Annotated in this window: 24 protein-coding genes; 11 read left to right on the top strand and 13 right to left on the bottom strand. The window is 65.3% G+C overall.

The window, feature by feature from the left end; genetic code table 11:
• Positions 1–5 precede the first annotated feature (5 nt).
• On the bottom strand, positions 6–1,775 hold the full coding sequence (locus SB764_RS22730; protein ID WP_065062551.1) for a GMC family oxidoreductase: 1,770 nt from the start codon (positions 1,773–1,775) through the stop codon (positions 6–8).
• Positions 1,776–1,850: 75 nt separating this feature from the next.
• On the bottom strand, positions 1,851–2,570 hold the full coding sequence (locus SB764_RS22725; protein ID WP_410864976.1) for a gluconate 2-dehydrogenase subunit 3 family protein: 720 nt from the start codon (positions 2,568–2,570) through the stop codon (positions 1,851–1,853).
• 268 nt (positions 2,571–2,838) lie between these two features.
• Here SB764_RS22725 and SB764_RS22720 point away from each other — a divergent pair, with 268 nt between their 5' ends.
• The gene (locus tag SB764_RS22720) at positions 2,839–3,372 is read left to right on the top strand and encodes a MarR family winged helix-turn-helix transcriptional regulator (RefSeq protein ID WP_074983469.1); all 534 of its coding nucleotides are present in this window, start codon (positions 2,839–2,841) and stop codon (positions 3,370–3,372) included.
• The gene (locus tag SB764_RS22715) at positions 3,369–4,574 is read left to right on the top strand and encodes an MFS transporter (protein WP_410864974.1); all 1,206 of its coding nucleotides are present in this window, start codon (positions 3,369–3,371) and stop codon (positions 4,572–4,574) included. Before SB764_RS22720 ends, SB764_RS22715 begins: the two co-directional genes overlap by 4 nt.
• 19 nt (positions 4,575–4,593) lie before the next feature.
• Here the strand turns inward: SB764_RS22715 and SB764_RS22710 are convergent, their stop codons facing one another.
• From SB764_RS22710 to SB764_RS22700, 3 genes are read right to left on the bottom strand one after another with little or no spacing between them, the layout of a single operon-like run.
• Positions 4,594–6,189: a DHA2 family efflux MFS transporter permease subunit gene (locus tag SB764_RS22710; RefSeq protein WP_410864972.1), complete on the bottom strand. Its 1,596-nt coding sequence runs from the start codon at positions 6,187–6,189 to the stop codon at positions 4,594–4,596.
• On the bottom strand, positions 6,186–7,310 hold the full coding sequence (locus SB764_RS22705) for an HlyD family secretion protein (protein ID WP_410864970.1): 1,125 nt from the start codon (positions 7,308–7,310) through the stop codon (positions 6,186–6,188). Before SB764_RS22705 ends, SB764_RS22710 begins: the two co-directional genes overlap by 4 nt.
• A gap of 39 nt (positions 7,311–7,349) precedes the next feature.
• Positions 7,350–8,765, bottom strand: coding sequence for an efflux transporter outer membrane subunit (locus SB764_RS22700; RefSeq protein ID WP_410864968.1), 1,416 nt, complete (start codon positions 8,763–8,765; stop codon positions 7,350–7,352).
• Between the two features lie 178 nt (positions 8,766–8,943).
• Between SB764_RS22700 and SB764_RS22695 the strand changes: the two genes are divergently transcribed.
• The 3 genes from SB764_RS22695 (at position 8,944) to SB764_RS22685 (ending at position 11,353) form a co-directional block, all read left to right on the top strand.
• On the top strand, positions 8,944–9,717 hold the full coding sequence (locus tag SB764_RS22695; protein WP_074983464.1) for an AraC family transcriptional regulator: 774 nt from the start codon (positions 8,944–8,946) through the stop codon (positions 9,715–9,717).
• 315 nt (positions 9,718–10,032) lie between these two features.
• Positions 10,033–10,824: an MHYT domain-containing protein gene (locus SB764_RS22690; protein ID WP_110327480.1), complete on the top strand. Its 792-nt coding sequence runs from the start codon at positions 10,033–10,035 to the stop codon at positions 10,822–10,824.
• A 190-nt stretch (positions 10,825–11,014) separates the two neighbouring features.
• The gene (locus SB764_RS22685; protein ID WP_110327481.1) at positions 11,015–11,353 is read left to right on the top strand and encodes a DMT family transporter; all 339 of its coding nucleotides are present in this window, start codon (positions 11,015–11,017) and stop codon (positions 11,351–11,353) included.
• A 9-nt stretch (positions 11,354–11,362) separates the two neighbouring features.
• On the opposite strand, the gene SB764_RS22680 is transcribed toward SB764_RS22685, so the two are convergent.
• Together SB764_RS22680 and SB764_RS22675 are read right to left on the bottom strand one after the other, a co-directional pair.
• On the bottom strand, positions 11,363–14,269 hold the full coding sequence (locus SB764_RS22680; RefSeq protein WP_410864966.1) for a tetratricopeptide repeat protein: 2,907 nt from the start codon (positions 14,267–14,269) through the stop codon (positions 11,363–11,365).
• 11 nt (positions 14,270–14,280) lie between these two features.
• Entirely contained in the window at positions 14,281–15,672 is a 1,392-nt protein-coding gene (locus tag SB764_RS22675) for a hypothetical protein (RefSeq protein WP_410864964.1), read from the bottom strand.
• A 329-nt stretch (positions 15,673–16,001) separates the two neighbouring features.
• Between SB764_RS22675 and cyoE the strand changes: the two genes are divergently transcribed.
• The gene (cyoE, locus tag SB764_RS22670; protein WP_074983458.1) at positions 16,002–16,895 is read left to right on the top strand and encodes a heme o synthase; all 894 of its coding nucleotides are present in this window, start codon (positions 16,002–16,004) and stop codon (positions 16,893–16,895) included.
• Positions 16,896–16,918: 23 nt separating this feature from the next.
• Here the strand turns inward: cyoE and SB764_RS22665 are convergent, their stop codons facing one another.
• Positions 16,919–17,896 carry a questin oxidase family protein gene (locus tag SB764_RS22665; protein WP_410864962.1) on the bottom strand — a complete coding sequence of 326 codons (978 nt, stop codon included), beginning with the start codon at positions 17,894–17,896 and terminating at the stop codon, positions 16,919–16,921.
• 112 nt (positions 17,897–18,008) lie between these two features.
• Here SB764_RS22665 and soxR point away from each other — a divergent pair, with 112 nt between their 5' ends.
• Complete coding sequence (gene soxR / locus SB764_RS22660) at positions 18,009–18,494, top strand: redox-sensitive transcriptional activator SoxR (RefSeq protein WP_110327484.1); 486 nt, start codon at positions 18,009–18,011, stop codon at positions 18,492–18,494.
• Positions 18,495–18,514: 20 nt separating this feature from the next.
• Here the strand turns inward: soxR and SB764_RS22655 are convergent, their stop codons facing one another.
• Positions 18,515–19,090, bottom strand: coding sequence for a TetR/AcrR family transcriptional regulator (locus tag SB764_RS22655; RefSeq protein ID WP_065061608.1), 576 nt, complete (start codon positions 19,088–19,090; stop codon positions 18,515–18,517).
• Positions 19,091–19,234: 144 nt separating this feature from the next.
• Here SB764_RS22655 and SB764_RS22650 point away from each other — a divergent pair, with 144 nt between their 5' ends.
• From SB764_RS22650 to SB764_RS22640, 3 genes are all read left to right on the top strand, one after another.
• A complete protein-coding gene (locus SB764_RS22650; RefSeq protein ID WP_231957645.1) occupies positions 19,235–19,888 on the top strand; it encodes a glutathione S-transferase in 654 nt (217 codons plus the stop codon).
• A 67-nt stretch (positions 19,889–19,955) separates the two neighbouring features.
• A complete protein-coding gene (locus tag SB764_RS22645) occupies positions 19,956–20,372 on the top strand; it encodes a GFA family protein (protein WP_176079968.1) in 417 nt (138 codons plus the stop codon).
• 69 nt (positions 20,373–20,441) lie between these two features.
• Positions 20,442–20,906, top strand: a complete 465-nt coding sequence (locus SB764_RS22640) for a pyridoxamine 5'-phosphate oxidase family protein (protein WP_074983452.1) — start codon at positions 20,442–20,444, stop codon at positions 20,904–20,906.
• Between the two features lie 161 nt (positions 20,907–21,067).
• Here the strand turns inward: SB764_RS22640 and SB764_RS22635 are convergent, their stop codons facing one another.
• The 4 genes from SB764_RS22635 to SB764_RS22620 all read right to left on the bottom strand — a co-directional run bounded on the left by SB764_RS22635 (position 21,068) and on the right by SB764_RS22620 (position 25,935).
• A complete protein-coding gene (locus SB764_RS22635) occupies positions 21,068–22,585 on the bottom strand; it encodes a carbohydrate porin (RefSeq protein ID WP_074983451.1) in 1,518 nt (505 codons plus the stop codon).
• 172 nt (positions 22,586–22,757) lie between these two features.
• Positions 22,758–23,564 carry an SDR family NAD(P)-dependent oxidoreductase gene (locus tag SB764_RS22630; RefSeq protein ID WP_321866234.1) on the bottom strand — a complete coding sequence of 269 codons (807 nt, stop codon included), beginning with the start codon at positions 23,562–23,564 and terminating at the stop codon, positions 22,758–22,760.
• A gap of 17 nt (positions 23,565–23,581) precedes the next feature.
• The gene (locus SB764_RS22625; protein WP_410864958.1) at positions 23,582–24,811 is read right to left on the bottom strand and encodes an MFS transporter; all 1,230 of its coding nucleotides are present in this window, start codon (positions 24,809–24,811) and stop codon (positions 23,582–23,584) included.
• Between the two features lie 182 nt (positions 24,812–24,993).
• Positions 24,994–25,935 (bottom strand): LysR family transcriptional regulator, encoded by a 942-nt coding sequence (locus tag SB764_RS22620; protein ID WP_074983445.1) that lies wholly within the window; start codon positions 25,933–25,935, stop codon positions 24,994–24,996.
• A gap of 153 nt (positions 25,936–26,088) precedes the next feature.
• Between SB764_RS22620 and SB764_RS22615 the strand changes: the two genes are divergently transcribed.
• Entirely contained in the window at positions 26,089–26,544 is a 456-nt protein-coding gene (locus SB764_RS22615) for a VOC family protein (RefSeq protein ID WP_074983443.1), read from the top strand.
• Positions 26,545–26,623 lie beyond the last annotated feature (79 nt).

Genomic DNA, 26,623 nt, shown 5'->3' with positions numbered 1-26,623 from the left:
GACGATCATGCCTGCACGAGAGGACCGGGGTTCTTGAGGTACTGTTCCTTGATCGCGCGAGCGGCGAACAGCGTGATCGCGCCGATGGTCGCGGTCGGATTGGCCTGGAAATTCTGCGGAAACGCATTGCCGCCCGGCACGAACACGTTGTGCACGTCCCAGCTTTGCAGATAGCGGTTCAGCGCGCTCGTTTCCGGCGAATCGCCCATCACCGCGCCGCCGACGTTGTGCGTCGAAACGTATTTGGTGATGTCCCAGTGCGAGTCCATCGCGAGGAAGCTTTCCGAATAGCTGTCCGGATTCAGTTCCTTCGTGACATCGAGCACGATCTTGCGCAGATGCTGCTGCAGCTTCAGTTCGTTCTGTTTCCAGTCGAACGTGATACGCAACAGCGGCTGCCCCCACGGGTCCTTGTAGGTCGGATCCAGATCGACATAGTGATCGCGATACGACATGCAGCTCGTCGTGATGCTGATCTTCATCGAATGGCCGTACCAGTCCTGCATGCCTTCCTTCCAGCCCTTGCCCCACGCGGGCGTGCCGTGCGGCAGCGCGGTGCCGATCGGCGCGCCGCTCGACTGCGAGCTGTGAATCTTCGCGCCGCCGAGAATACCGAGCGACGGACCGTCGAAATTGCCCGGCGAAATGTCGTTGAACATCTGGCCGGTCGCGCCCGCCGTGGCGAACGGATTGAAATTCTTGTCCTTGAAGAACAGCGTCGCGCCGCCATTACTCAGGAATGCGTAGTTTCTGCCGATGGTGCCCTTGCCGCTCACCGGGTCATACGGCTTGCCGATGCCCGACAGCAGCATCAGCCGCACGTTGACGAACTGGAAGCCCGCCAGCACGACGATCTTCGCGGGCTGGAACACTTCGTTGCCGTGCGCGTCGGCGTAGGTCACGCCCTTCGCGGTCTTGCCGTCGGCGTGCATGTCCACGCGCAGCACGTTCGCGTTCACACGGTACGAGAAGTTATCCATGCGCTTGAGCGCGTCGAGCACCGCCGTCTGCGGCGACGCCTTCGAGAAATTCAGGCACGGATACTTGCTGCAATAGCCGCAGTAATTGCACGGTGCGATCTGATTGCCGTACGGATTCGTCCACGCGCGCGACACGTTCGCCGAAGGATTCGGAAACGGGTGATAGCCGAGCTTGCGCGCCACGTCGGCGAACATCGTATTGTTCAGCGTGTCTTCGAGCGCGGGCAGCGGCGCCGGGTTCGAACGCGGACCTTCGAACGGATCGCCGCCCGGCATGATCTTGCCGCGCAGATTGCCGGTCTTCGCCGAAAGGCCGCAGACCTTGTCGAAGAAGTCGTAGTACGGCTCGATCTCGTCCCACGTGAACGGGAAGTCCTGCACCTGCATGCCGTCTTCGAGCTGGCCTTTCTTGTAGGCCTGATCGGCGTAAGTCTTGAGCTTGAGGTCGGTCGGCGTCGGACGGATCAGCACGCCGGTCCAGTGCAGGCCCGAACCGCCCACGCCGGTGCCCGGCACGAAAGCGCCCCACTTGCGCGTGGGCAGCGCCGTATCCTGCGCCGAATGGCGCACGGTGAGCGCGCCGTCGCGCGGCGTCACCATGATCTTGTTGCGCACGCCGTAGGCGTATTGATCGGCCGGCTTCGGATACGCGAAGTCGGCATTGCTGCGGTCTTCGCCGCGTTCGAGCGCGCGCACTTTCAGGCCTGCCTGCGCGAGTTCGATGCTCATGAGCGAGCCGGCCCAGCCCAGTCCGACGACGACGACGTCGACTGCGTCATTGGTTATTTTTGCCACGGTGTTCCTCGTTGATTCTGAATACGCGAGTGCTTCGCGATCGGTCACGCGATCACGCGCGCGAAAGTCCTGCGCTCAAGCGCGAAGTCCGTTCAGGCTCACGGGCCCGAGCGGATATTTCACGTTGTGCTGCGAGACCCATTCGAGGAAGCTCGCCCGGGCGCCGGGAAAACCAATGGCAATCCAGGCTTTCATGCCTTTATTGCCGCCGTACATCGGATCGGAGAGATAGCCGTTTTTCGCATCCGAAATCATCTCGCCGAAAAACTGGCTGGCCTTGAGCGCGCTTTCGCCGCTGTCGGCAAAGTGAATGTCGTTGTCCTGCAGCGCTTTCAGCACGACGTCCTGCGTCGCCGCGTCGAGTTCGCTGAAACGCTTGTGATACTTCTGGCGGCAATACGCATCGGTCAGCTTGATGCCGCGCTGATAGATCTGCTGCGGCGTGTACGGGAGTTGATAGCCGAGCTCTTTCGGCGCCTGCGTATTGAACGGCCCTTGCAGATAAATCTCGCGGCCGAAATCGCCATGCATCTGCTGATCGATGAAAACCGGCACGTTGGTTTCCAGCGCGCCGGGACCGCGTCCGTCGGCCGGAATCAGACGGTCGCAGGCCGCGAGCATGAACGCCCATTCCTCGGCCGAAAAGAACGCCGGACGATAGGTTTTCAGATCCGGCGCGGCCATTTCGGCGGCCTCGGCGGCGCTCAGCGTGTTGACGAAGACGCCCATGGTCGGCAGCGCGAGCACGGCCGTCAGGAGGAATTTACGTCTTGATGCAGAAATGTCAGACAACATGGTCGATTGGTTCAGCTGTCGCGAGAGTCGGGGTGGTCTGAGCGGATTGCCGACGCGCTACAAGCCCCTGCACAACGGGGCGTCGGTCATCGCTTCAATATTTGGGATCGCGACCATACCACAAAGTTGTCGTACATCAATACCAAGTGTGCAAAATTGGGCCTGCGGCTGTCGTTCGCCGCTTGCGCGACGGCTTTTGTTTGTGCTTGTCTTTCTCCCGAAATGTGTGCAAACTGCATATGTGCAGATTGCATGTATTGGGAGACGTATGACTCAGCGCACGGAAAACCTGCTCGGCGCGCTCGCCGTGCTGGTGATGGACGACATGGTCGCGCTCGATTCCGTGGCGGCACTCGCCGGCCCCACCGCGCGGGCGATGCTGAACGCCATCGGCCAGTATCCGGACGCATCGATCGAACTGTTGCGCGACGCCGTCGCGCTCTCGCATCCGGCGGCGGTGCGCGCCGTCGCGGCATTGGTCGACGCCGGTCTCGTCGAAAAACGGCCCGGTGTCGACAAACGCTCCGTCGCCCTCGCGCTAACCGACGCCGGCCGCCGCGAAGTCGCGGCCCTGCAACGTGCGCGCGACGCACTGCTCACGCGCATCGTCGGCCATCTCGACGGCAACGAGCGACAGCAGCTCGAAGCGCTGCTGATCAAGGTGCTCTGGCACGAAACACGCGACGCCGCGCAGGCGATGCAGCTTTGCCGCTTCTGCGACGACGGCCCGTGCCTCAAAGCGGGCTGTCCGATCGAATGCCGCGAAACCGGGCTGCCGATGCCCGCCGGGAGCGCGCCGTGAACGAAGCTGCACCCGCGGTGCGCTGGCGCGCGATCGCCGCGCTGACCGCCGTCTCGACGCTCGCGCAGATCGGCCAGTTCGGCCTCGGCTTCATCGTGCTGCCGGTCTGGCTCGCGCATCAGGGGCTCGACGCGCCGCGCGCCGGGCTGTTCGCGGCGTCGCAATGGATCGGCATGCTCGCGGGGCTGATGGCGGCGCCCGCGCTGGTCGCACGCATCGGCGCTAAATACACGGTCTCGCTGGGACTCGCGGCCAGCATCGCGGCCTTCGCGACGGTGCCGTGGCTGTCCTGGCCGTGGTGGATCGCGCCCGGCATGCTGATGGGTCTCGGGATCGGCCTGCGCTGGATCGCCAACGAATCCTGGCTTTACGGACTCGTGCCGGATGCGCTCAGCGGCCGCGCGGTCGGCGTGCATGAAACCCTGATCGCGGCGGCGGGCGTCGTCGCGCCCGCGCTGGCCGCGTGGTGCGGGCCCGCCGGTTCCGTGACGATCGTCGCCGGCCTGGCCTTCACGTTGGCCGCCGCGATTCCGCTGTGGCTGACCGCTTCCGGGTCGCCCATCGGGCCAGCAGTCGCGCCGCCCGCGCGCGAAACGCCGGGCCAAAGCAACGCGCGCTCCATGCCGGTCAGCGCGCTCGTCGCGCTGGGCATGGTGGTGGTCGCCGTCGGCGGCCTCAGCGACGGCGCGCTCTACGGCCTGTTCCCGCTCTACGCCGCCGCGCGCGGCATGACCGGCACCCAGACCACCGTCCTGCTCGCCTGCGTCGGCCTCGGCGGCATGGCGCTGCAATTCCCGGTCGGGTGGATGGCCGACCGCGCGGGCCTCGGCAAAACCGTGGTCCTCTGCGCGATGACGAGCACGCTCGCCCTGGTCGCGTTCGCGCTCGCCGCGCCCACGTCCTGGCGCTTCGCCGCGAGCGCCTTTCTCGCGGGCGGCATGAACAGCGCCTTCATCACGCTCGGCATGTACGCGGCCGCCGCCGGCGAGAAAGACGCGCTCGTGCGCAACATGCGGCGCGTGTCGCTCGCGTTCACGGGCAGCTCGATCGTCGGTCCGCTGATCGCGGGCGCGGCGATGGCGCGTCTCGGCAACGACGTGCTGCTCTGGCCGCTCGCCATCGCGAGCGGCATGCTGACGGTTTTTACGCTCGGCATTTTCGAAGGACGCCGCCAGCGCAACGCGCCTTCACCTGCCAACTGAACCTGCGAGCTAAACCGCGTCATCGACTCGCACCGCGCAGCGAAAACGCAGCGGCCATGCAGCCAAGCATCGCAACGCCCGCAATCAGAAACGCATCGCTATACGCCATCAGCAGCGCTTCGTGCAGCACGCGCTGCTCGATGATCGCGAGCGCCGTTTCGTGCACGCCGTCCAAGCGCGCGCGCGGCAGCGCGTCGGCGTGCGCGAGATGCCTCTGCGCCACGAGCCGCGAGAGCGCTGCCATCCGTTCCTGAAACGCGCTCGCGTAAGGCGTGATCGATTCACCGATCCGCATGGCATGCAGCTTCTCCCGCTCGACCACGATCTGGCTCGCGAGCGCGATGCCGATCGCGCCGCCCACGTTGCGCACCATATTGAACACGCCCGAGGCCGACCCGAGCTGCGCCTTCTCGATCCCGTCCACCGCCATCACCGACAGCGCGATCACCACCAGCGACTGCCCCACGCCGCGCACGATCAGCGACGGCACGATTACGTTCGCGGCGGAATCGGCGTCGAGATGGATATTCATCAGGCAGCCCACAGCGACCAGCGCAAAGCCCGCGACGATCGCCATTCGCGGCCCGACGACGCGCATCAGCGGCGGCGTGGCGAACGACATGGCGAACTGCACGAGCCCATACGGAATCATCGTCATGCCGATATCGCGCGCGCTATAGCCCTGCGTCTGCGCGAAATAATTCGGCACCAGAAACACCACGCCGAACACCACCGCGCCGAACATGAATTGCATCAGGCTCGCCACGCCGAAGTTGTAGCGCCCCAGCAGACGCAGGTTGATGAACGGCTGCGCGCGCTTTAATTCGATCGCCACGAACGCGACAAGACCGAGCGCCGCGACGCACGACAGCAGCACGATATCGTGCGAGGCGAACCAGTCCTTGCGTCCGCCTTCTTCGAGCACAATCTGCAATGCGCTCAATCCAACCACCATTGTCAGGATGCCGAACCAATCCGCATTCTTCAAGCGCGCGAGATCGACGGAAACGGGTTTGATCGACCATGCGATCGCCGCGATCAGCGCGAGCGCGGGCGGAATCTGCAGATAGAAGATCCAGCGCCACGAATAGGCGTCCGTGAGCCAGCCGCCGAGCGACGGCCCCACTGCCTGCGCGACATTGTTGGCGACGGCGAACAGCGCCATGCCGAGCGCGCGCCGCGACGCCGGCAACTCGGTGGCGATGAGCTGAAACGAGAGCGGAATCAGCACGCCGCCGAACGCGCCCTGCAAGGCGCGCGCGGCGATCATCGAACCGATCGTCGGTGCGAGCGAGCACGCCAGCGAGAACGCGAGAAACCCCGACGCCCCGACCAGCAGCACGCGTCGCGCGGAAAACACCTGCACGAGCCAGCCCGTGAGCGGAATCACGACGATCTCGGCGACGAGATACGCGGTCGTGATCCACGATCCTTCCTCGAAGCTCGCGCCCAGCGCGCCGCGAATGTCGGGCAGCGAGGCGTTCGTCACGTGCACGTTCATGCCCGCCATGAAGCAGCCGCACACGCCGCCGAGCACGGCGACCCACGCGCGCAGCGAGACGGTTTCTTCGGCGGCGGGTGTGGATTGCGCCGATTGCACCGATTGCGGGGTCATCGCGCCGCCTCGCGCGTATCCGCATGCGCGACCACCGACATGCCGGGCCGCAGCACGACGTCGCGCGGCAGCGGATCGAGCGCGACCTTCACGGGCACGCGTTGCACGATCTTCGTGAAGTTGCCGGTGGCGTTATCGGGCGGCAGAAGCGCGAATTCCGCACCCGGTCCCGGCGCGATGCCGCGCACGCGACCGTGCAGCGTGCGGCCCGAAAACGTATCGATGTCTAGCGTGACAGGCTCGCCGTCGCGCATATGTTCGAGCTGCGTTTCCTTGAAGTTCGCGACCACGTAGACATCGCGCATCGGCACCACGGCGAGCAGCGGCGTGCCCGCCTCCACGTACTGCCCCGCGCGCACGCTGCGCTGTCCGACCATGCCGTCGCGCGTGGCGACGATGCGCGTATGGTCGAGATCGAGGTCCGCGAGCACGCGTTGCGCCTGCGCCGCCGCGAGCCGCGCGCGCGCCGCGTCGATCGCCGCATCGTCCTGCGCACGCCGACGCTGCAACACCTCGGTCTGCGCGCGCTGCGCCTGCGCCGCCGCCTTCGCGCGCGCATACTGCGCGTTCGCCTTGAGCGCGTCGGCGTGGGCCGCTTCCCAGCGCTGGCCGCTCGCGGCTTCGTCGGCGAGCAAGGCCTGATAGCGCGCCGCGTCGGCGTTGCGGCGCGCGGATTCGGCGCGCGCGGCGTCCACGTCGGCCTGCGCTTCGTCGATCGCGCTCGCCTGCTGCGCGATCTGCGCATCGAGCGTGCGCGACGCCGCCTGCGCCTCGCCCAGCGCCGCCTGCGCGCTCGCGACCGCCGCCGCAGCCGCTTGCGCTTTGGCGCGGAAATCGCGGTCGTCGAGCTGAACGAGCACGTCGCCGCGACGCACGGGCTGATCGTCGTCGACGGCCACGCGCGTCACGTAGCCCGACACGCGCGGGCTCACGGTCACGACATCGGCGCGCACATAGGCGTCGTCCGTCGATTCGACGAAGCGCGCGACGCGCCACCAGTGCCAGCCCCACGCGCTGGCCGCCAGCAGCGCGAGCACGCCGCCCGCGACGATCCATACACGTTTCGGATGCCTGATCTTTTTAACTTCGGTTTCAGTTTGGGTATCGACAGTCGTACTCATGCTTGTGATCTTGTTTCGAGAATATGAATGAAGCCGCGCTCAGGGTTGCCAGCCGCCGCCGAGCGCCTTGAACACCGCCACCTGATCGAGCGAGACCTGCTGCGCGGACTGCGCGAGCGCTGCGTCCACGTCCACGAGACTGCGCTCCGCGTCGAGCACGCCGAGCGAATCGAGCGCGCCCGCGCGGAACTCGCGCTCGGCGAGCGTGAAGGCGCGAGCGTGCTCGGCGCGCGCCGTCTGCAACGCATCGCGTTCGCGCCAGGCCGCGCCGTAACGCGCGAGCGCCTGCTCGGTTTCCTGCAAGGCGCGCAACACGCTCGCATCGAACGCGGCGCGCGCGCCGGTGTCGTCGGCACGCGCCGCGCCCAGTTCGGCGCGGCTCGCCGCCAGATTCGGAAAGCGCCAGCTAATCAACGGGCCGATACCCCACGCCACCGCGTAACGATCGCCGATCGATGCGGGATTGCCCGTCGTCGACAGCCAGTTCACCGAGCCGCCCAGCACGATGGCCGGATACAGCGACGCCTGCGCCGCGCCGACGCGCGCATGCGCCGCCGCGAGCTCGCGCTCGGCCTCGCGCAGATCGGGACGGCGACGCAGCAGCGCCGCGCCGTCGCCGAGCGGAAACGGCTGCGCGAGCGCGGGCGGCGTGCGGCACTGCACGGCGGCCGGCGGAATCTCGGACGGCGCATGACCCGTGAGCACCGCGAGTTCGTAGAGCGCGGCGCGGCGCTCGCCTTCGAGCACGGGCAGACGCGCGCGCGTGTCGTCGGCGAAAGCGCGCGCGCGGGCGAGGTCCATCGGCGCGACGAGGCCCAGCGCCTGCTGCCGCGCCGTGAGCGCGGCGATGCGCTCGGCCACCTGCTCCGAGCGCTGCGCCACGTCGATACGCGCGCCAAACGCACAGGCCCGCGCGTAGGCGCTCGCGGTTTCGGCGGCGACGCTCACGCGCATGGCGTCGGCGGCGGCTTGCTGGGCGTCGGCGTCGGCATGCGCGGCATCGACGAGATCGCGCACGCGTCCCCACAGATCGACCTCCCACGACAGCGCGAAACCCGGCGCCCAGCCGAAGCGCGTCGGCGCGCTGCCGCTGTTGCGTGCGGCGGCCACGATCTGGTCGTCGGTGTGGCGGCCGTAATCGACGCCGAACGTCGCCTCCGTGGCGGGCAGGCGCGCGGCGTCGGTTTGCGCGAGCACGGCGCGGGCGCGTTCGACGCGCGCGGCGGCCACGGCGAGATCGCGGTTCTGCGCGAGCGCGTCGCGGATCAGCGCGTCGAGCGCGGGATCGTCGTAGAGCCGCCACCAGTGATCGGGCGGCGCGGCGCTCACCGAGTTGGGCGTCGAAGCGGCGGCGTCGAACGGCGCGGTGCGCTCGGCGGCGGCCACGGGCGCGCGATACGGCTCAACGGTCGAGCACGCGGCGAGACTTGCAACCAGCGCAGCCAGCGCAGACACTGCGGCGGTCAATAACAGCGCGCTCGCAACGCGCGATGAAACGGGAGGAAAAGACGTGGACGGCATCGTGAAGTCGATGAAGGGAAAACGATCGGGCGGAAACATCGACGTCATGATAGGGTCGAGCCCTTTGGTCAATCGCGCGCGTAATGTGCATTCATCGTCGGGAAATTGACACATGAACGGCTTCTTCGAGGCGCTCGACGCGCAGGACAAAGCGCGCCAGATCGGCGTGATCGCCACCGATTCGCCCGCGGGCCTTGCGTTTCCGGCGCACACGCACGCGCAGGCGCAACTGATCCTCGCCATCGACGGCGTGATGATCGTGCGCGCCGAGGCCGGCAGTTGGGTCGTGCCGCCAGGACGCGCGGTCTGGGTGCCGGGCGGCACGCGCCACGAAATCGAAATGGCCGGCGACGTGCGCATGCACTCGCTGTTCGTCGCTCATGAAGTGCGGCCGAGTCTGCCGCGCGATTGCCGCGTGATCGAGGCGAGCGCGTTGCTGCGCGAGTTGATCGTGACCGCGCACGGCCTGCCCGCCGATTACGACCTCAACCATCGCGCCGGCCGCGTGCTGGCGCTGATCCTCGACGAAGTCGAAATCGCCGTGCCGCTCGCCCTGCATGTGCCGATGCCGCGCCATCCCGCGTTGAGCGCGCTGTGCACGCAACTGATCCGCTCGCCCGCCGAACCGGTCACGCTCGAATCCTGGGCGCACGCCGCGCACATGACCGAACGCACGCTCGCGCGCGCGTTCAAGCGCGAAACCGGCATGACGCCCGGCGCGTGGTGGCGGCACGCGCGCCTGCTGCTCAGTTTGCCGAGGTTGTCCGCCGGAGTGTCGATACTCGAACTCGCGCTCGAGCATGGTTACGACAGTCCGAGCGCGTTCGCGGCGATGTTTCGCAAGGTGCTGGGCATGCCGCCTAGCGAGTATCTGCGGCGAAAGTAGGCAGAGCAGTTTGCCTTGCGTGCAAACAAATGCCGCGCCCTTGCCTTTTCATACGTGTTTTAAAGCCATTTAAATGCAATTCGCATCGTTATTCGAATGCCGCTATTCGAGTATTTTTTTACAGCCGCCATTCAAGGGTCATTCCACATTTCTTAGGCGTCCTTTTCGGGTTTATTCGGGTTCTGCCTCGCTATTGCGCGCAAACGTTTCTATGTATACTCGACGCAATTTTTAAAAGGAAATGGACGCACGGGGAAGTGGTAACCGCGTCCACGCCAAGTCTCGCCACATGCAGTTCACACGAGTTGAACGAAAATGACCGGCTACTACGATCCCTCGCTTGTCGTGCTCTCCTGCCTGCTCGCGATCTTTGCCTCATTCACGGCATTGGATATTTCCGATCGCCTCGATGTCATCGGCAAACGCCCGCTTCTTCCGTGGATTGCATTCGGCGGATGCATCATGGGGCTCGGCATCTGGTCGATGCATTTCATCGCCATGCTGGCGTTCCATCTGCCGATCTCCGTCGGCTACAACATTCCCATTACCGTTGCCTCGCTGGCGATTGCCATCGTCGCGTCCGCAATCGGTTTTCTGCCGCTGTGCCGTTACGAACTGAGCTGGCCGCTGCTCTCGGGCGCCGCCGTTGCCATGGGGCTCGGCGTGGCGGGCATGCACTATCTCGGCATGTGGGCGATGGATATCTGCCCGGCCATTCATTACAACATCGGCCTCGTGATCGCGTCGGTGATCATCGCCATCATCGCGAGCGGTGCGGCGTTGCTGCTGGCTTTCGACCTGCGCCGCCGCCATACGATGCGCCGCGTCCGGCAGATCGGCTCGGCAATCGTGATGGGCGTCGCGGTGTGCGGCATGCATTACTGCGGCATGGCCGCCGCGCAATTCGAAGCGGGCAGTTACTCGGTCGCCGATCTGCGCAATATGCCGGTGCCCTGGCTCGCGGGCATCGTCGTGACATTCAGCCTGCTGATTTTCGGGGCGTCCATCGTGATTGCCATGCTCGACGCCCGCAATAGCGCGAAGTCGCGCGCCATGGCCGATGCGATTCTCGACAACCATGTGAATCGACGCAATCCGGCGCGCTAATCGTGTCGCCGGAATCGGCGGAAAGATTCGGAAAGCAAAGCATGCTTGCCTGAGCGCCCCATCGCCATCGAATCCCGTTGATGACGTTGACAACGGGGCGCTGTTTTGCGAGTATTTTTTCGTCTTGGGGTACCGTCCTCTCCGCTTGCTCTAACGTTCGGTATAAACGTGGAGTTGGCGAGGTACGGGTATGCCCTCCACTCAAGCCGCCTGGCTCATCCTTGCTGCAAGTGTCGCCGCTGAAGCGCTCGGCACCGTAGCACTCAATTTATCCGCCGGTTTCAGCCGCCTTTTTCCGTCGATATTGACCATCGCGTGCTATGCCGTGGCCATCTATCTGATGGCGGTCGCGACGAAAAGCATCGAAATGGGCATGGCTTACGCTGCGTGGGCCGGCAGCAGCGCGGCCCTCACGGCGGTCATCGGCATGCTGTGGTTTGGCGAATCGGTGAGCGCCGTCAAAGCCATCGGGCTCGTGACGGCGATTTCGGGCATCGTCTTGCTGAACTTCAGCAGCGGCGGCGCGTAGGCCGTCACCTCAAGGCAGCTCGCTTACCGTCGCATTCAGATTCGCGGCGATCTCGCGAGCGCGTTGCTTCTCGTCATCGCCCATGCGTTCGGACAGTCGCGCCTCCACGATGCGGATGGCAGCGGCGTACGCCGGGACGCCGTCACGCGCCTCGAAGCCCGTTCGCGCGCGAGCGATCCACGCCGCGCCGAGCGCGCGATCGCGCGGGACGCCATTGCCGGTCAGAAAGCGCATGCCGATGTCGTACTGCATCAGCGGATTGCCGAGCAGCGCCTCGTTCAGACTCGACAAGCCATCCCAGCGCTGACGCCGCATACCGGCCGGCGCGAGACTGTCCTCGCGCCAGAGATTCGCGGCCGCGTCCGCCGGCACCAGCCAGCGCCGCTCGTCGTTGCCGAGGCGCGTTTCGTTGCCCGCCGCGAGCGCCTGCAAGGCGAGCGCGATCTGCGATTGCTCCGCGCCGCCGCGCGCGCCGCGCTGATGCAGTTGCCGCGCGCGCGCCGGATCACGCAGCGCGCGCGGCCCGATTTCGTACCAGGTCGCGAGGTCGCTGGCCGCCCAGTCGTCGCCGGCCGCCATCGACTTTTCGAGCCAGACGCGGGCCGCCGCCGGATCACGATCGACGCCGCGTCCGTACGCATAGTCGACGCCCAGCATCCGCTTGGCTTCCGCATCCGCGGGCGCGGCTTTCGACGCCCACGCGAACGCCTCGTAGGCATCCGCACGGCCGCCGAGTCCCGTCAGCAGATGCCACGCCAGCGAGCCTTGCGCCGATGCATTGCCCTGCTCCGCCGCGTGCCGGAACCAGTACGTCGCCGCCGAGAGATCGGCCGCGACGCCATCGCCGAGATCGTAGCTGTCGCCGAGCATCGACTGATATTTCGGATCGCCCTGTGCCGCGAGTTTCCACTGCCAGTACGCGCGGTTGGTGTCGCTGGCGATGCGGTTGTCCGCATCGGCGAGAATTTTCATCGCGAACGCATTGCCGCCGCGCGACGCGTCCTGACACCAGCGCGCCGCAAAATCGGGGCGGCGGTCCACGCCTTCACCGCCGTACGCGTACAGACTGCAAAGCCCGGCCAGCGAAGCCGGATCGCCGAGCCGCGCGCCCTGCGAGAACCAGTTCAGCGCGGCGGCCGGGTCCGGCTTGACCGCGCCGCCGTTTGCGTAGGCGTACGTGTAGCCCAGCGCGCCGTAGGCGGCGGGCACGCGGCGCTTCGCGGCGGCTTCGAGCCATTCGACGCCCGTCTTGCCCGACGCGGTCTGCCGATGCTGCGCCAGATAAGCGCCCAGCGAGACGCTGGCCGCCGCATCGCCCGCGTCCGCCGCGAGCACGAGATAGTGCAGGCCGAGCGCCTCGTCGCGCGGCACCGCGGCGCCCGCGAGATATTGATTGCCGATCCAGCGCGCGGCCTCGACGTTGCCCTGATCCGCCGCCTCGCGATACCAGACCATCGCGCGCGCCTTGTCGACGGGCGTGCCTCGCCCGATCCATGCCAGCGCGGCCGCCGAGACCGCCGCATCCGCGTTGCCGCGCTCCGCGCCCTCGCTCGCGAGCCGGTACGCCTTCGCGAAATCGACCGGCTCGCCCACGCCGCGCGCGGCATAGATCGCGAGATTCAGCGACGCCACGCCCAGCCCTTGCGCGCGCGCTTTCTCGAACCAGACGCGCGCTTCGGCCGGGTCTTTGTGCGTGCCCCAGCCTTCGCGCAACATCACGCCGAGGTCGTTCTGCGCCGTCGCCAGCCCCGCCTCGGCCGCGCCGCGCATCCAGCCGTTGGCCGCGTCCAGATCGACGGGACCACCGCCGCCCGTGCGATAGAGATTCGACAGGGCGAAGCGCGCGGCGGCATCGCCTTCGAGCGCGGCCTTGCGATACCACGCGCGCGCCTGCGCGAGATTCTTCGTGACGCCCGTTCCGGCCGCGTAAAGATTGCCCATGCGGCGCTGCGCGTAGACCGAGCCGCTGGCCGCCGCGCGCGCCATCAGTTCGAAGCCGCGGCGCGCATCGCGCGGCACGCCGACGCCGCTCAGATACGCATCGCCCAGCACCGCCTCGGCGCCGACGTTGCCTTGACGCACGGCTTCGCGCAGCCATCCCACGCCGTTTTCGGGGTTACGCGGCACGCCGTTGCCCTGCAGCAGCGCGAGGCCGAGCAGCAGTTGCGCGAGCGGATCGCCGCCGGTTGCGCCGCGGATCATCCACGAAGCCGCGAGTTCGGGATCGCGCGGCACGCCGCGCCCGATGGCGGCGAATTGCGCCGCGTTGGCCGCGCCGTTCGCCGAGCCTGCTTCCGCGGCCTGCACGAAGTAGCGATACGCTTTTCCGTTGTCGACGGGCTGGCCTTCGCCGTTCGCGCTCATCGCGCCGAGCACGTCGGCTGAAATCGCATCGCCCTGCGCAGCGGCGGATTCGAACCAGCGGCGCGCGCCCGGCAGGTCCGCGGGCACCACGCTGCCGTCGCGATAAAGATTGCCGAGCATGCGGCGCGCGAGCACCGAGCCGTCGAGCGCCGCCGATTCGAGCATCGCGAGACCGCGATCGGTCTCGCGCGGTCCGCCGTAACCGTAGGCCACCATCTGGCCGTAGATCGCCCGCGCGGACAGATTGCCGTTCGCCGCCTCGAGCATGCAGCGCGCGCGCTCGTCCTTTGGCTTGTCGAACAGCGACGCCGCCCAGGCGCGATAGTCGAGCATCAGCACGCAAGGCGTGGTGGGATCGTCGACCACCCGCACGGCATCGAGCGCCGGAAAACCGCTGCCCGCCAGCCACGCCGCCGACGCCACGCGCGGCGGCGCGGGCAACGCCGCCGCCGTGCCGGGCTGACCGGCGAACGTGGCCAATGCGGCGACCGCGGCGCAAAGCGCAGTCAGCCCCAGCGCACCCGCTTCGCGGCGCGCCGCTTTACGTCTCAATCCTCGCGCCTTCATGGTTGCTGGATCGTCACGTTCCGGATGACCACGTCGGTGTGGCCGTCTTCGCTGTCGTACGACTTCCACAACTGAATGCCGTAGCTCATCAGCAGCGCGGCATCGTAGCGCGTCGTCTTCCCCTTCTTCGTCACGTATTGGCAGTGCAGATCGACGGCATCGCCTTCGAACGTCCTGAAGATCGTCGAGGCGGGCACCGTCTTGCCGACCTGGCAGGAGCGCGCGGTCTCGCCGTCCTCCGACGGCAGCGGCACGGGCATCTCCAGCGTGCGCCCTTCGAGCATCGGCCGGCTCGCGGCATCGATGGCCGCGCCGTCCTTGAGCGTGCCGAGGCGCGTGAGTACGCGCGTGCCGACGTTTTGCGTCAGCAGATCCTGAACGCCGTAGCTCAGGTAGAAGTGCGACCAGCCCGGCGAACCGCTCGTGACGACCGGCGTCACCACTTCGGCCACGACGCCGTTGTTGCGGCGGTTCACGTACGTGTCCGTGAACGGCGACGGCTGGTTGGGCGTCGACTGATGCCGCCATTCGCCGTCGATCACGAGGCGCGAGTACGGCATCGGATGGCTGCCGTTCGCGGGCAGTTTGCCGCGCAGGGCGTCGGGCATGCGCCGCTCGTCGAACATGTCGTCGAGATAGGCGAAGGGATCGGCCTGCACGCTCGCGCGCGGCGACGTCTTGCTGCCCAGCATATGGAAGATCGCGTAGGTCGCGCGCTCACGCGATGCGCCAGGCAAGTCGTTGATTGCGTCGAGGCCGCTACCCATCACCTGGCAAATGGCGGCCTGTTCCTTCACATCGGGCTGCACTGTCAATTTGGCGTCGAGGACCGATTCGACTTCGGCTTCGGCGTCGAGCAGTTCCGCGAGCGTGTAGTGTTCGTCGCTCGATGTGCCCTCGTCGTCGGCGACAATGATTTCGAAGGCGTCGAGCAGATCCTGGAGACCCTGCGGGGAGAGCGCGTTCGCCAGCACGATGAAGTTCTTCCCGTCGGCCTGCAACACGGCGCAGTCGTTCTTCGGACCCTGCGCCAGGTGACTCAACAGGCGCAGCACGCGCACGCGGTCGTCGGGCGACAACTGGCCGCCGAACGGGTCGCCCGCTTTCGTGAACTGGGTGAACTTGACGCGGAAAGCTTCGTCGGTGGCGAGCCGCGCGAAGAACTTCATCATCGACTGGCCCTTCGGCGAGTCCGGATCGAATCCGTTCTTGACGAGCATCTGGCGCAGACGCTCCTGGGCCACGGCGGCCTGGGCAATCGTCGGCGTGGCCTGCGTTTCCGATGCCGATATCGGCGCGGCGGGTTGCGCACTGCGCATATCCAGCGCGTGGGCGCTGAACGCCGTGAAAATCAACATCGCCCCGGAAAGTCTGGTCTTTAGCTTCATGTTGTTCGAATGTGCGCTGCGGAAATAAAACGGGAGCGGCCTGCGACGCGCAGGCGGCCAAACGGCATATCGGCAGGAGCGTGACGGGACTTGAGCGTTTCGCGCGGCTTTCTTCGACTGCGACAAAACTGCTCATCTTTTTCGGCCACAACAATGCCTGAGCATGATGAATATCAAGCGTAAAGCACATCGGCAGACTTTTGAGACGGCCTTCCTTACTATTTCAGGATTGATCGCGATGCCGTCGCCGAACCCTCCTGACCCTGACCGCCCGCGCGTCCCGAACCCGCAACTCGAAGCGAACCCGCGCCGAAGTCGACACCACACCTATGCAATCTGAATCAATCGCCCAACGCCCTCCGACCCGCTTTTCGCAGTTCCTCGCACTCACGAAGCCCCGCATCGCCAACCTCGCCGTTTTCTCCGCCGTCATCGGCATGTTTCTGTCGACGCCGGGATCGGTGCCGTGGCGCGTGCTCGTGGGCGGCACGCTGGGCATCTGGCTGCTCGCGGGCGCGGCGTTCGCGTTCAACTGCCTGCTCGAACTGAAGATCGACGCGCGCATGAATCGCACGCGTCATCGCGCCTCCGCGCAAGGCGCGATCGCGCCCGCCGAAATCGCGGTGTTCTCGCTCACGCTCGGCGCAGCGGGCGCGTTCCTGCTGGCGACCTGCACCAATGTGTTCACGATGTGGCTCACGATCGCGACGTTCATCGGCTATGCGCTGATCTACACCGCGATCCTCAAGCCCGCGACGCCGCAAAACATTGTGATCGGCGGCTTGTCGGGCGCGATGCCGCCCGCGCTCGGCTGGGCGGCCGTCACCAATACGCTGCCCGCCGACGCCTGGCTGCTCGTGCTGATCGTGTTCGTCTGGACGCCGCCCCACTTCTGGGCGCTCGCGCTGTATCGCCGCGAAGATTATCGGAAATCCGGTCTGCCGATGCTGCCGGTCACGCACGGCATCCGCTTCACGCAGTTGCAAATCCTGCTTTATTCGATCCTGCTGTGCGCCGTCGCGGTCATGCCCTGGCTGACCGGCATGAGCGGCAGTCTCTATCTGATTTGCGCGATCATTTTGAGCGCGGCGTTTCTCATGTATGCCGTGCGTCTTTATCGACACTATTCGGATGCGCTCGCGAAATCGATGTTTCGCTATTCGATTATTTATCTGACGCTTCTGTTCGCCGTGCTGTTGATCGATCATCGACTGATTACGTGAGGAAGGCGGCGCATCGCGCTGCGCTACGACACCAGCCTCGCCGCCGAGGCAAGATAAAGCGGCGAGGGATCGCGCCGGTCTTCGCACCAACACGTGTAGGTCATTTTGATCACGTGATCGTCGTCGGATGCGATTGCTTTTTTGCAGACGTCGCGCCATTCGATATGAGGATCCACGACGCGCGTGTCCGTTTGCACGCGTTCGCCAACTGTTGCGTAAGCGGCGCAGAGCGCGAGCCAGAAGTCCGGCATTAATTTCTCGACGAGGCGTGCGTCCAGCAACGCAAAGACGATGCGCGCCGCACGCGTTACCGTGACCGTGTGCAGCAGCGTGAAATCCGGCCTGCGCCAATAGGCGTCGATAGTCGCGCGCGCGATCTCATCGAGCACGCCTGCGCGCAGCGGCAACGCGAGAACAGCCGACGCAAACCGCGGATCGTCGGCAACCGCCTGCACGCGCGAGGTAATCATGTTCTGCGCAAACGACACGCCGCGAAAGGCCTCGCCGACGTGATCGAATCCTTCGCCGATACTTGCCGCCTCGCGACGTTTCGAGTCGGCGCGAATATCGATCGGCAGATGCGACGCAATCAACGACGCCAGTCCCGATGCGATTTCGCCGGCATGCCCGGCTTCGATCCCATACGCGAGCCGGATGATCGAATGAAAAGCCTGCGTTGCAGGCGCGAAACGCACTTCGCTTAATACACTCGCGATAACAGACGCAGGACCCGTATCGGCGGTCCAGTCGAGAAAACACAGGCGCAATGCGCCGAATGCCGCGCGCGTTCCCAGATGCGTTTTCCATTCCCGCCGATCGATACGCGTCACCACCGGCGGCGCGCTCAATGCATACGTGGATGCCCACCTGTCGAAAAACGCGCTGAGCCGCGCCGACGACGCGCCCATTTCCGCGAGCGCAACGAGCGCCATCGGACAATGATTGGTCGTGCCTTTCGCGCCGAGATCGAAGCGGGCATTGGCGTCGAGCAATGCGTTCAAGGTGCTGCGGACAGAATCGCTGCGCATGGGGACGTCTCTCGAACCGTGAAGGGAAATGGCATTGTCAAAGTTCAAGTACACTTGAAGTCAAGAAACTCCGCGCGGAAAACGCATGACCGAAACAACGCTTACGATTGGCGAACTGGCGAAGCGCGCCGGCGTAGCGGCCAGCGCGATCCGCTTCTATGAAGATCAAGGGCTGATCAGCAGCACGCGCACGGGCGGCGGGCACCGACTGTATCGACGGGACATGCTGCGTCGGGTGGGTTTTATCCGCGCGGCGCAGGCCGTTGGCCTGAATCTCGCGGACATCCGGTCGGCGCTCGACGCGCTGCCCAATCAGCGCACGCCCACGAAAGCGGACTGGACGCGTCTCTCGCGTGCGTGGCAGCCCCTCATTCAGGAACGCATCGACGGGCTCATCGCCTTGCGCGATCAGCTGGCGTCCTGCGTGGGCTGCGGTTGCCTCTCGCTGAAATCGTGCTCGCTCTACAATCCGGACGACGTCGCGCGTCGTCGCGGCAGCGGCGCGCGCTATCTGATGGGCGATACGTCGCGCGCCGTGCTGGCCGAAGAGATCGACGCGAAGAAAAAATAAAAGCGCTATTACACGGGCAATTACCCAGGCAATAAACCCGCGACGCGATAACTCGCGATCAGGTCGTCGTACACGGCAATATCGCCGCGACTGCGGGCAATCAATTGCGCCCCGGCGATGGCCGCAAAAATGGCGCGGGCGCGCGCCTCGCTCTCGGCGGGACTGACCACGCGTGCAGCGGTGAGCACCTTGCCGAGCCATGCCACGTTCACGTCCGCGAAGGTCTTGACCTCCTGCATCACCACCGCCGGCAGATCGTCGGATTCGGCGGCCATGAAACTGCACAGGCAGATGCGATTGTCGTTCTTCAGCGCCTTGCGGAAGGTTTCCGGATAACGGCGCAGGCAATCGATCGGCTCGGCAGCGCTGGCCAGCGACGCCTCCAGCGACGCCGCGCAATCCTCCCAATAGCGCCGCGCGACCGCCGCGCCGAGGTCGGCCTTGTTTTCGAAATGATGGTAGATGCTCGCGGCCCGAATGCCGACCGCCTCGGCGAGATCGCGAAAATTCAGCCCGCCGTAGCCGTGCGCCTGTGCAATCTGCGTCGCCGCCGCCAGGATGCGCTCCCGCGAATTCGCGCCTGAATCGATCTTCACCACCCTGCCTCCGCAATCCGAAATGCCCGTTGACAAGCCGCATTGTACTCTCTATCGTAAACCTAACAAACGTTAGGTAGATTTTAGAGCGATCGTTTCAGAACGAGCGATGGCGTCCTTATCCCCACTCAGCGAGAGGCAAGCATGACGGCGAGCACCATGACGATCTACGATTTCCCCAAAGGTCCGTATCCCACGCGCGTTCGTATCGCGCTGGCCGAGACAGGACTCGATTCGCAGGTAAGATTTGTGATGGTCGATCTCTACACGGGCGAACACAAGCGGCCCGAATTCATCCGCGCGAAGAACTATTCGGGCACGCTGCCGGTTCTCGAACTCGAAGACGGCACCTGCATCGCCGAATGCACGGCCATCACCGAATATCTCGATGCGCTAGGCGAAGCGCCCATCCTGACCGGCAGGACCGCGCGCGAGAAAGGCCTGATTCACATGATGAGCAAGCGCGCCGAACTGGAATTGCTCGACGCCATCAGCGTGTATTTTCATCACGCCACGCCCGGACTCGGGCCCGACGTCGAGCACTATCAAAACGCCGAATGGGGATTTCGTCAGCGCGACAAAGCACTGAGAGGCATGCGTTATTTCAATGACGTGCTGACCACGCAGCCGTTTATCGCGGGCGATACGTTTTCGATGGCCGATATCACAGTGATCGGCGGTCTGGTTTTCGCGTCGATCGTCAAGTTGCCGGTACCCGACGAGTGCGAAGCGCTGCGAGCGTGGTATGCGAGGATGCGCGAACGGCCGAGTGTCAGCAAGCAGCCGGCGTTCAACTGAGCGAGGACGGCTACGCTCCACGTACAATTCAAAGATTGATGACTCAATCGCCCAACGTGGAGCCTTCATGCCATTTTCAGGTAGCTGTCTGTGCGGATCGGTGAAATACGAAATCGATTCACTCGACTCGCCCATCGGACATTGTCATTGCCGGACTTGCCGCAAGGCGCACGCTGCCGCGTTCGCCACGACGGCGCGCGTCGCGCGCGATCATTTTCGCTGGACCGCCGGTGAAGCACTGCTGCGCAGTTTCGAATCGTCGGCGGGCAAGTTTCGCCATTTCTGTTCGGCTTGCGGCACGCATCTCATTGCCGAGCGGCCGCTGCAACCGCATGTGATCCTGCGCGTGCCCACGCTCGACGAGGACCCCGGCCACAAACCGGCCATGCATATCTGGACCTCGCACGACGCGCCGTGGCTGGTCGACGGCGAAGCTATCCCGCGTTATGCCGAGTGGCAGCCTGAACGGCCGTCCGGGCGCTAACGCAGCCGAACCGTCGACGTCGCCACCCGTATCGCCGACAATGCGATTTCCACCCCACAGGAGTCGACGATGTTGAACGACGCGGTTCTGGCTTCCATGAAAAAAAGCGTGCTCTGCTGGCTGGCGACCGCCGATGCCAACGGCGCGCCGAATGTCTCGCCCAAGGAAATATTCTGCGCGCACGGGCCGAATGTTGTGTTGATGGCCAATCTCGCATCGCCGGGCAGCGCGGAAAACATCGCGCACAACCCGAACGTCTGCGTGAGCTTCGTCGATCCGTTTGTTCAAAAGGGATTCAAGCTAAAAGGGCAAGCCCGACTGCTGCACGAGAGCGATGAGGCATTCGCCACGCTCGCGTTGCCATTGACGCAACTCGCCGGACCGCGTTTTCCTTTCCGCTCGCTTTTCGCCATCGAGATTGATTGCGTCGAGCCGATTATTGCGCCGAGTTATCGGCTTTATCCCGAGACGTCCGAAGCGCGACAAGTCGAGTCGGCCATGAAAAGCTACGGCGTGCGACCGGATACGGACTGAACAGCCGATCAAGACGCGCGGCGCTTCTGCGATTCCATTCAGACTGCAGATTGCAGAATCAAGGCGGACAACCGGCGCGCCACCACGCACCGCTGTCCGCCGATACATCGATACATCGATACGTCGATACCCAGATACTCAGACCGCTCCGCGATGAGTGATCAGTGATCGGTCAGGCCGAGCATCTTGTCGAAGAAAACGGCCGCGACGATGCCCGCCACGAAACCGTTCTTCGGCGTCGCCGCGTAGGCCGGATTGCCCCACGTGCTCGTGTTCCACGTCCGCATGACATAGGGGCTCAGAATGATGCTGCGCGTGACGGCGATATTGGCGTCGAGCTTGAGGCCGTACTGCGTGCGTCCGACCGTATAGCCCGTGCCGCCCGCAGCGAGATTCTCCTGTTTCAGATATTCCTGCTCGTGCGGCGTCAGCGTCGCCCAGTTCAGCGAAAGCGAGAAGCTGTCGTGCGGACGGCTACGCAGCGGCGCCTCCACAATCACGCCCGCACTGCCGGTCATCGCGATGCCGTAGCTCGACCGCGAATCGAAGCTGCCGGTGGCCGTCGCGAACAGCGAGACGGCCGTCGGGTCCGGTGCGCCCGCGAGGCCACCATCGGCGCGCCACACCACCTGACGCCCGCCGAAGTACATGCCCGAGGTGCCCTTGTGCGTTTGCGCCGTGAGCGGGTCCGTCTGCGTGCGCGTGTTGTAGTAGAGCATCAGCTCATAGCTCTTGGGATAGGGATCGCTCTGATAAGTCGTGCGATAGGCAGTGCTCGCGAGCCACACGTTGCTGTCGGGCACGCTGTTGGTCCATTCCCAGCCATTCGTGAACGGATACGCGGGATTCGAGCGGAACAGCCCCGCCTGCACCGACCACGCGGGCGTGATGTTGTAGCGCGCGCGGCCGCCCCAGTTCACGTAGACGGGCGGATTCATCCCCGCGCTGTTCTGCAGGATCGCGCTCTGGCAACCGAAGCCCTGATTGCACACCGGCGCGCCGAAATACGCGCCCGCATTGGTCTTGCCGAACTCCACATCGAGCTTGTCGTGAAACGCCTTCTGCTCCCACGTGAAGATGCCCAGATGCGAAACCTGCGGCACGTACGGGCCGGGCTGCCCCGCGAGCACGTCGCCCACCTGGGTGCCCCACGCGAGATTGTTCGTGAACGGCACGAAGAGCTGCTGAAAGTGGATCGTCGCGCCTGGAAAGCCCGCGATCTTCTCCATGTCAAAATCGCCGCCCACCGAGATGAAAGTCAGCGCTTCGTGATTGCCCGTTTGCTGGCCGACGCTCGGGTTCGTGAGATACATCTGCACGAGATTGAGCGTGGGCGTGAAGCCCCAGTCGTTGAGCTTCTGCCCGATGCCGGCGAGCGGTCCCTGACGCGGGCTCGACGCCGGCGCGGGCGCCGCGTCGCCGATGTGCGAAACGCCGAGTTGATTGGTCGACGGAATGCCCTGCTGCACCGACGGCCGATCCGTGGACGCCTGTTTGACCGTGCCGTCGCTGGCAGCGAGCGTCAGTGCGGGCTTCGCTGGCGTCGCTTGTTTCGCTGACTTCGATGCATTGGCCGAAGGGGCTGCGTCGTCGGCACTGACTGGGCCGGTTGACGTGGTCGGTGCCGTCTGCGCGAAGACCGCGCCGCTCGCCAGCATCGCCGCTATCGCGAGCGACATCGACGAAAGACGCCATGCGTTGATTTCTCGTTTAGTCAGGATTCCAAACCGATGAATCGTCATTATTATCGTCTCCAGATTTTTGTGGCAAAACGCGTTCCGTCGCGCCTCGTGACGGGCGCGTTCCGGATTCAATGAGGACTTCTAGAAAAGGCTGATCGCCGCCGGACCACTACCAGGCGGTCGCGCCGCCGTCGACCGGAAATTCCGCGCCGGTCACCCAGGCGGATTCGTCCGACGCGAGGAACAACGCGCACCATGCGATGTCCTCGGGCTGCCCCACGCGGCGCGCCATCAGCTTGCCGAGCACGCGCGCCATCAGTTCGGGCTGCGCCTGCATGTGACGGCGCGTGGCTTCGGTTTCGACGAGCGCGGGTGAAACCGTATTGGCGCGGATGCCGTGCGGCGCGCCTTCCATCGCGAGCTGACGCGTCATGGCCAGCACGCCGCCTTTACCCGCGCAGTGCGCGAGCGCGGGAGAACCTTCGAGCGCATGCGAAGCGTTCGCCGAAGCGAAGTTGATGACCGATCCGCCACCGCGCGCGATCAGCGCGGGCCACGCGGCCTGGCACAGCAGAAACACGATATCGAGTTCGCCCGTGAGCGTCTTGCGCCACTGCGTTTCGTAGTCCATTTCGCCGATCCACGCGAACGCGCCGAACGCCGCCGCATTGACGAGCACATCGACGCCGCCATGACGCTCGACGGCGAACTCCACGAGCCGCCCCGCCTCGCGCGGCGCGGTCAGATCGCAGGGATGCAGGCTGTCGATCGTCCAGCCGCGTTCGCGCGCTTCGTTCACGGTGCGTTGCGCGGCGTCGGCGTCGATATCGCAGCCCACCACGCGCGCGCCTTGCGCCGCGAACAGCATCGCGCAACCCTTGCCGATGCCGTTGCCGATCCCCGTCACCAGCGCGGTCTTGCCACGCAGGCGCTCGCCGCGCTGAATCGGCAGCGCCGGTTTGAAAGCGGTAGTCATGCGCGTCTCCGGATCGCTCAACCGAGCTTCAGACGACGCACGCGCAGCAGCGAGCCGCCCACGCACACCGCAGCGAGCACGAACAGCGCGAGCCCCCACGACTGCACGACGGCGAAGCGCGAACCCGAGTGCATGACCATCGCCATCACGACGATCGGGCTGCAAAAATAGCCGATGAACTGCGCCGCCGTGAACGCGCCGGTCCCGAAGCCGCGCCGCGAGAATGGTAGCGAGCGCAGACCCCAGCTCACCAGCGCGGGCAGCACGATGCCGCAACCCACGCCGTTGATCGCGCCGCCCAGCGTGAGCACGGTTTGGTCGTGCGCCGTGCCCATGCAGACGAAGCCGAGTCCGCAGACGATCGTGCCGAGCACGAACTGCTGCAGCACCGAAAAACGACTCGCGATAAACCAGCCGAAACCGAGCGTGCCCGCGATGATGCCGACGCTGTTCATCGCATACGCAAAACCGATGGCGCCCGTCGAATGCACGCCGAGTTGCACGAGCATGAACGACAGATGCACCGGCACGACCATGAACACCATGCCCACGCCAAAGGCCGCGAGACAGATCAGCGCGAGCAGCCACGGACGGAACGTGGTCTCGTCGGCGGCATGCGCGTGGGCTTCGCGCAGATCGCGGCCGCCCTGCGTGTCCCAGATAAAAATCTGCACGAGCGGCGCGAGCAGCAACGGCAGTGCGTACGCGACGAACGGCGCACGCCAGCCATACGCGCCCAGCACGCCGCCCATCAGATTGAAGACGAACGCCGAAGTCGAGGCCACCGTGACCTGCAACGCCGCGTAGCGGTCGCGCTTCGCGCCCGTAAAATAGTCGCCGATAAACGACGTGCTCACGGTCATCGCCGCCGCTTCGGCCAGGCCGACCAGCGCGCGGCTCGCGAGAATCGCCTGGATCGAGTCGAGATACAGCGGCGCGGTGCCCGCGATCGCGTAGAGCACCAGCGCGCCGACCAGCACGCGCTTGCGGCCGATCTTGTCGCTGACCGCGCCGATCATCATCGCCAGCGCGCCGAGCACGAACATCGGCATGGTCACCACCACCGGCACCAGCGTTTCGATGCCGGGCACGTTGGCGAAATGCTGCTGCATCGCGGGCAGCACGGGGCCAATCACGGTCGGCGCAAGCGTGCCGCAAATCACCGTGCCCAGCAGAATCAGCGCATGAAGGAAGTGGGCTTCGCGGCGCACCGGCGCGCCGTCGCGGCCTGGAGTTTGCACATGCATGGGGTCGTCTCCGTTTCTCTTTGAATAGAGTCCGCGATGTCGAGCCGTTCGCGCGTGACGCGTCCGGCAGAACCGCGAACTTCCTGTTTGTGTGAGACGAATGATTCCGGCCGCGACGTTACGACACAATCAGATTGCGTCGACAAGACCATTTGATGCCGTCGAATCGACGCGTACCTGCTTCAGCCGCGTTGCAGCAGCGCCGCGCCCGGCGCGTCCGCACTCGCCTGCGCCTGTTCCTGCAACACGCGGCGCATCCACGCGTGCGCGGGGTCGCCGTTGTTGATCGCGTGCCACTGCATGACTTCGACGAGACGCGGCAGCTCCATCGGCAAGGGCAGCACGCGTAAGGGAAGGAAATGCGCGTAGATTTTCGCGAGCCGCGTATGCACGGTCGCGATGCGCGTGGTGCCGATCACGAGTTGCGGCAGCGTGTTGAAGTTCGTGGTCGTCACTTCGATCGTGCGCGAGATGCCGCGATTGGCCATCACGAAGCCTTCGAAACTCGCGCTGCGGCTGTCGCCGAAGGTGGCGGCCACGTGCCCCAATTCCGCGTATTGCTGCGGCGTGAGCGTCTCGCCCACGAGCGGATTGCCTTCCCACACCACGCAGCTGAACGTCTCTTCGAACAGCGCCTGGGACGGATGATCGGGATTGACCGACACGCTCGGATAAATCACGAAATCCACCTCGCCGCGATCGAGGCGCTCGGGCACGTCGTCGGCCATGTTGGCGATGTGCAGCGTAATGCCGGGCGCTTCGCGCTGCAGACGCTGCACCACGTCGATCAACAAGACCGTGGTGAGATAGTCCGACGCGCGAATCACGAAGTTGCGCCGCGCCTGCGCCGGATCGAATTCGAGCCGCGCCACCACCGTCGATTGCACGGTCAGCAGAATCTCGCGCACCGGTTGCGCAAGACTGCGCCCCAGCGGCGTGAGTTCCATGCGCCGCCCCACCTGCATCAGCAGCGGATCGTTGAAATACTCGCGCAAGCGGCCCAGCGCGCTGCTCGTTGCCGACGCGCCAATGTGCAGCCGCTCGCTCGCGCGCGTGACGCTGCGCGTGTCGAGCAGCGCATCGAGCGCGACCAGCAGATTCATGTCGAAGTGACCCAGTCTCATGGGGCGTGACTATCCCGCGAGCATCCGATCCCATCAATGCGTGTTTCCACTAGGAATTGATGGTTTCGACAATTGAATCCCTCTACAGTACGGCTATACAAACGATTCGCCGTGCCGCCCCGAGCGGCCGGCAACAAGCCGGAGACAACCCGCATGCAGACCGCGCCGTGCACGCAGCAGCCGCTGCTTTCCTCGTTGCGACCCCATCATTTCGGCATCAGCGTGCCCGATCTCGACGCCGCCGTCGCCTGGTACGGCCGCATGCTCGGCTTCACGCTCGAACAGCAGCTTTACATCGACAAGATTCCCGCGCGTATCGCTTTCGTGCGCCGCGAGCAATACCGCATCGAGATCTTCGAAGTGCCGGGCGCCGCGCCCCTGCCCGACGATCGCCGCGTGCCCAATCTCGATCTGCGCACGCACGGCAACAAGCACATGTGTTTCGAAGTACCCGACGTGCCGGGCGCGGTGGCCGCGTTGCGCGAAGCGGGCGCGGATATCGCGTTCGAACTGAACGTCGACGGCAATCCCACGGCCTTTATTCGCGACGCGGGCGGCAATCTGATCGAGTTGCTCGAACCGTTCGCCCCCGATCGCCATCAATCGTAACGCGTGCTGAACGCTGAATTTGCATGCGCGCCGGCGTTCACGCTGCGGGCCGGATCGCGCTGCCTTACCCAATCTTGCT

The organism is Paraburkholderia sp. SIMBA_027, assembly GCF_046535315.1.
In the GTDB taxonomy this organism is placed as follows: domain Bacteria; phylum Pseudomonadota; class Gammaproteobacteria; order Burkholderiales; family Burkholderiaceae; genus Paraburkholderia; species Paraburkholderia tropica.
This window is presented reverse-complemented; position numbering and strand designations above follow the sequence as displayed.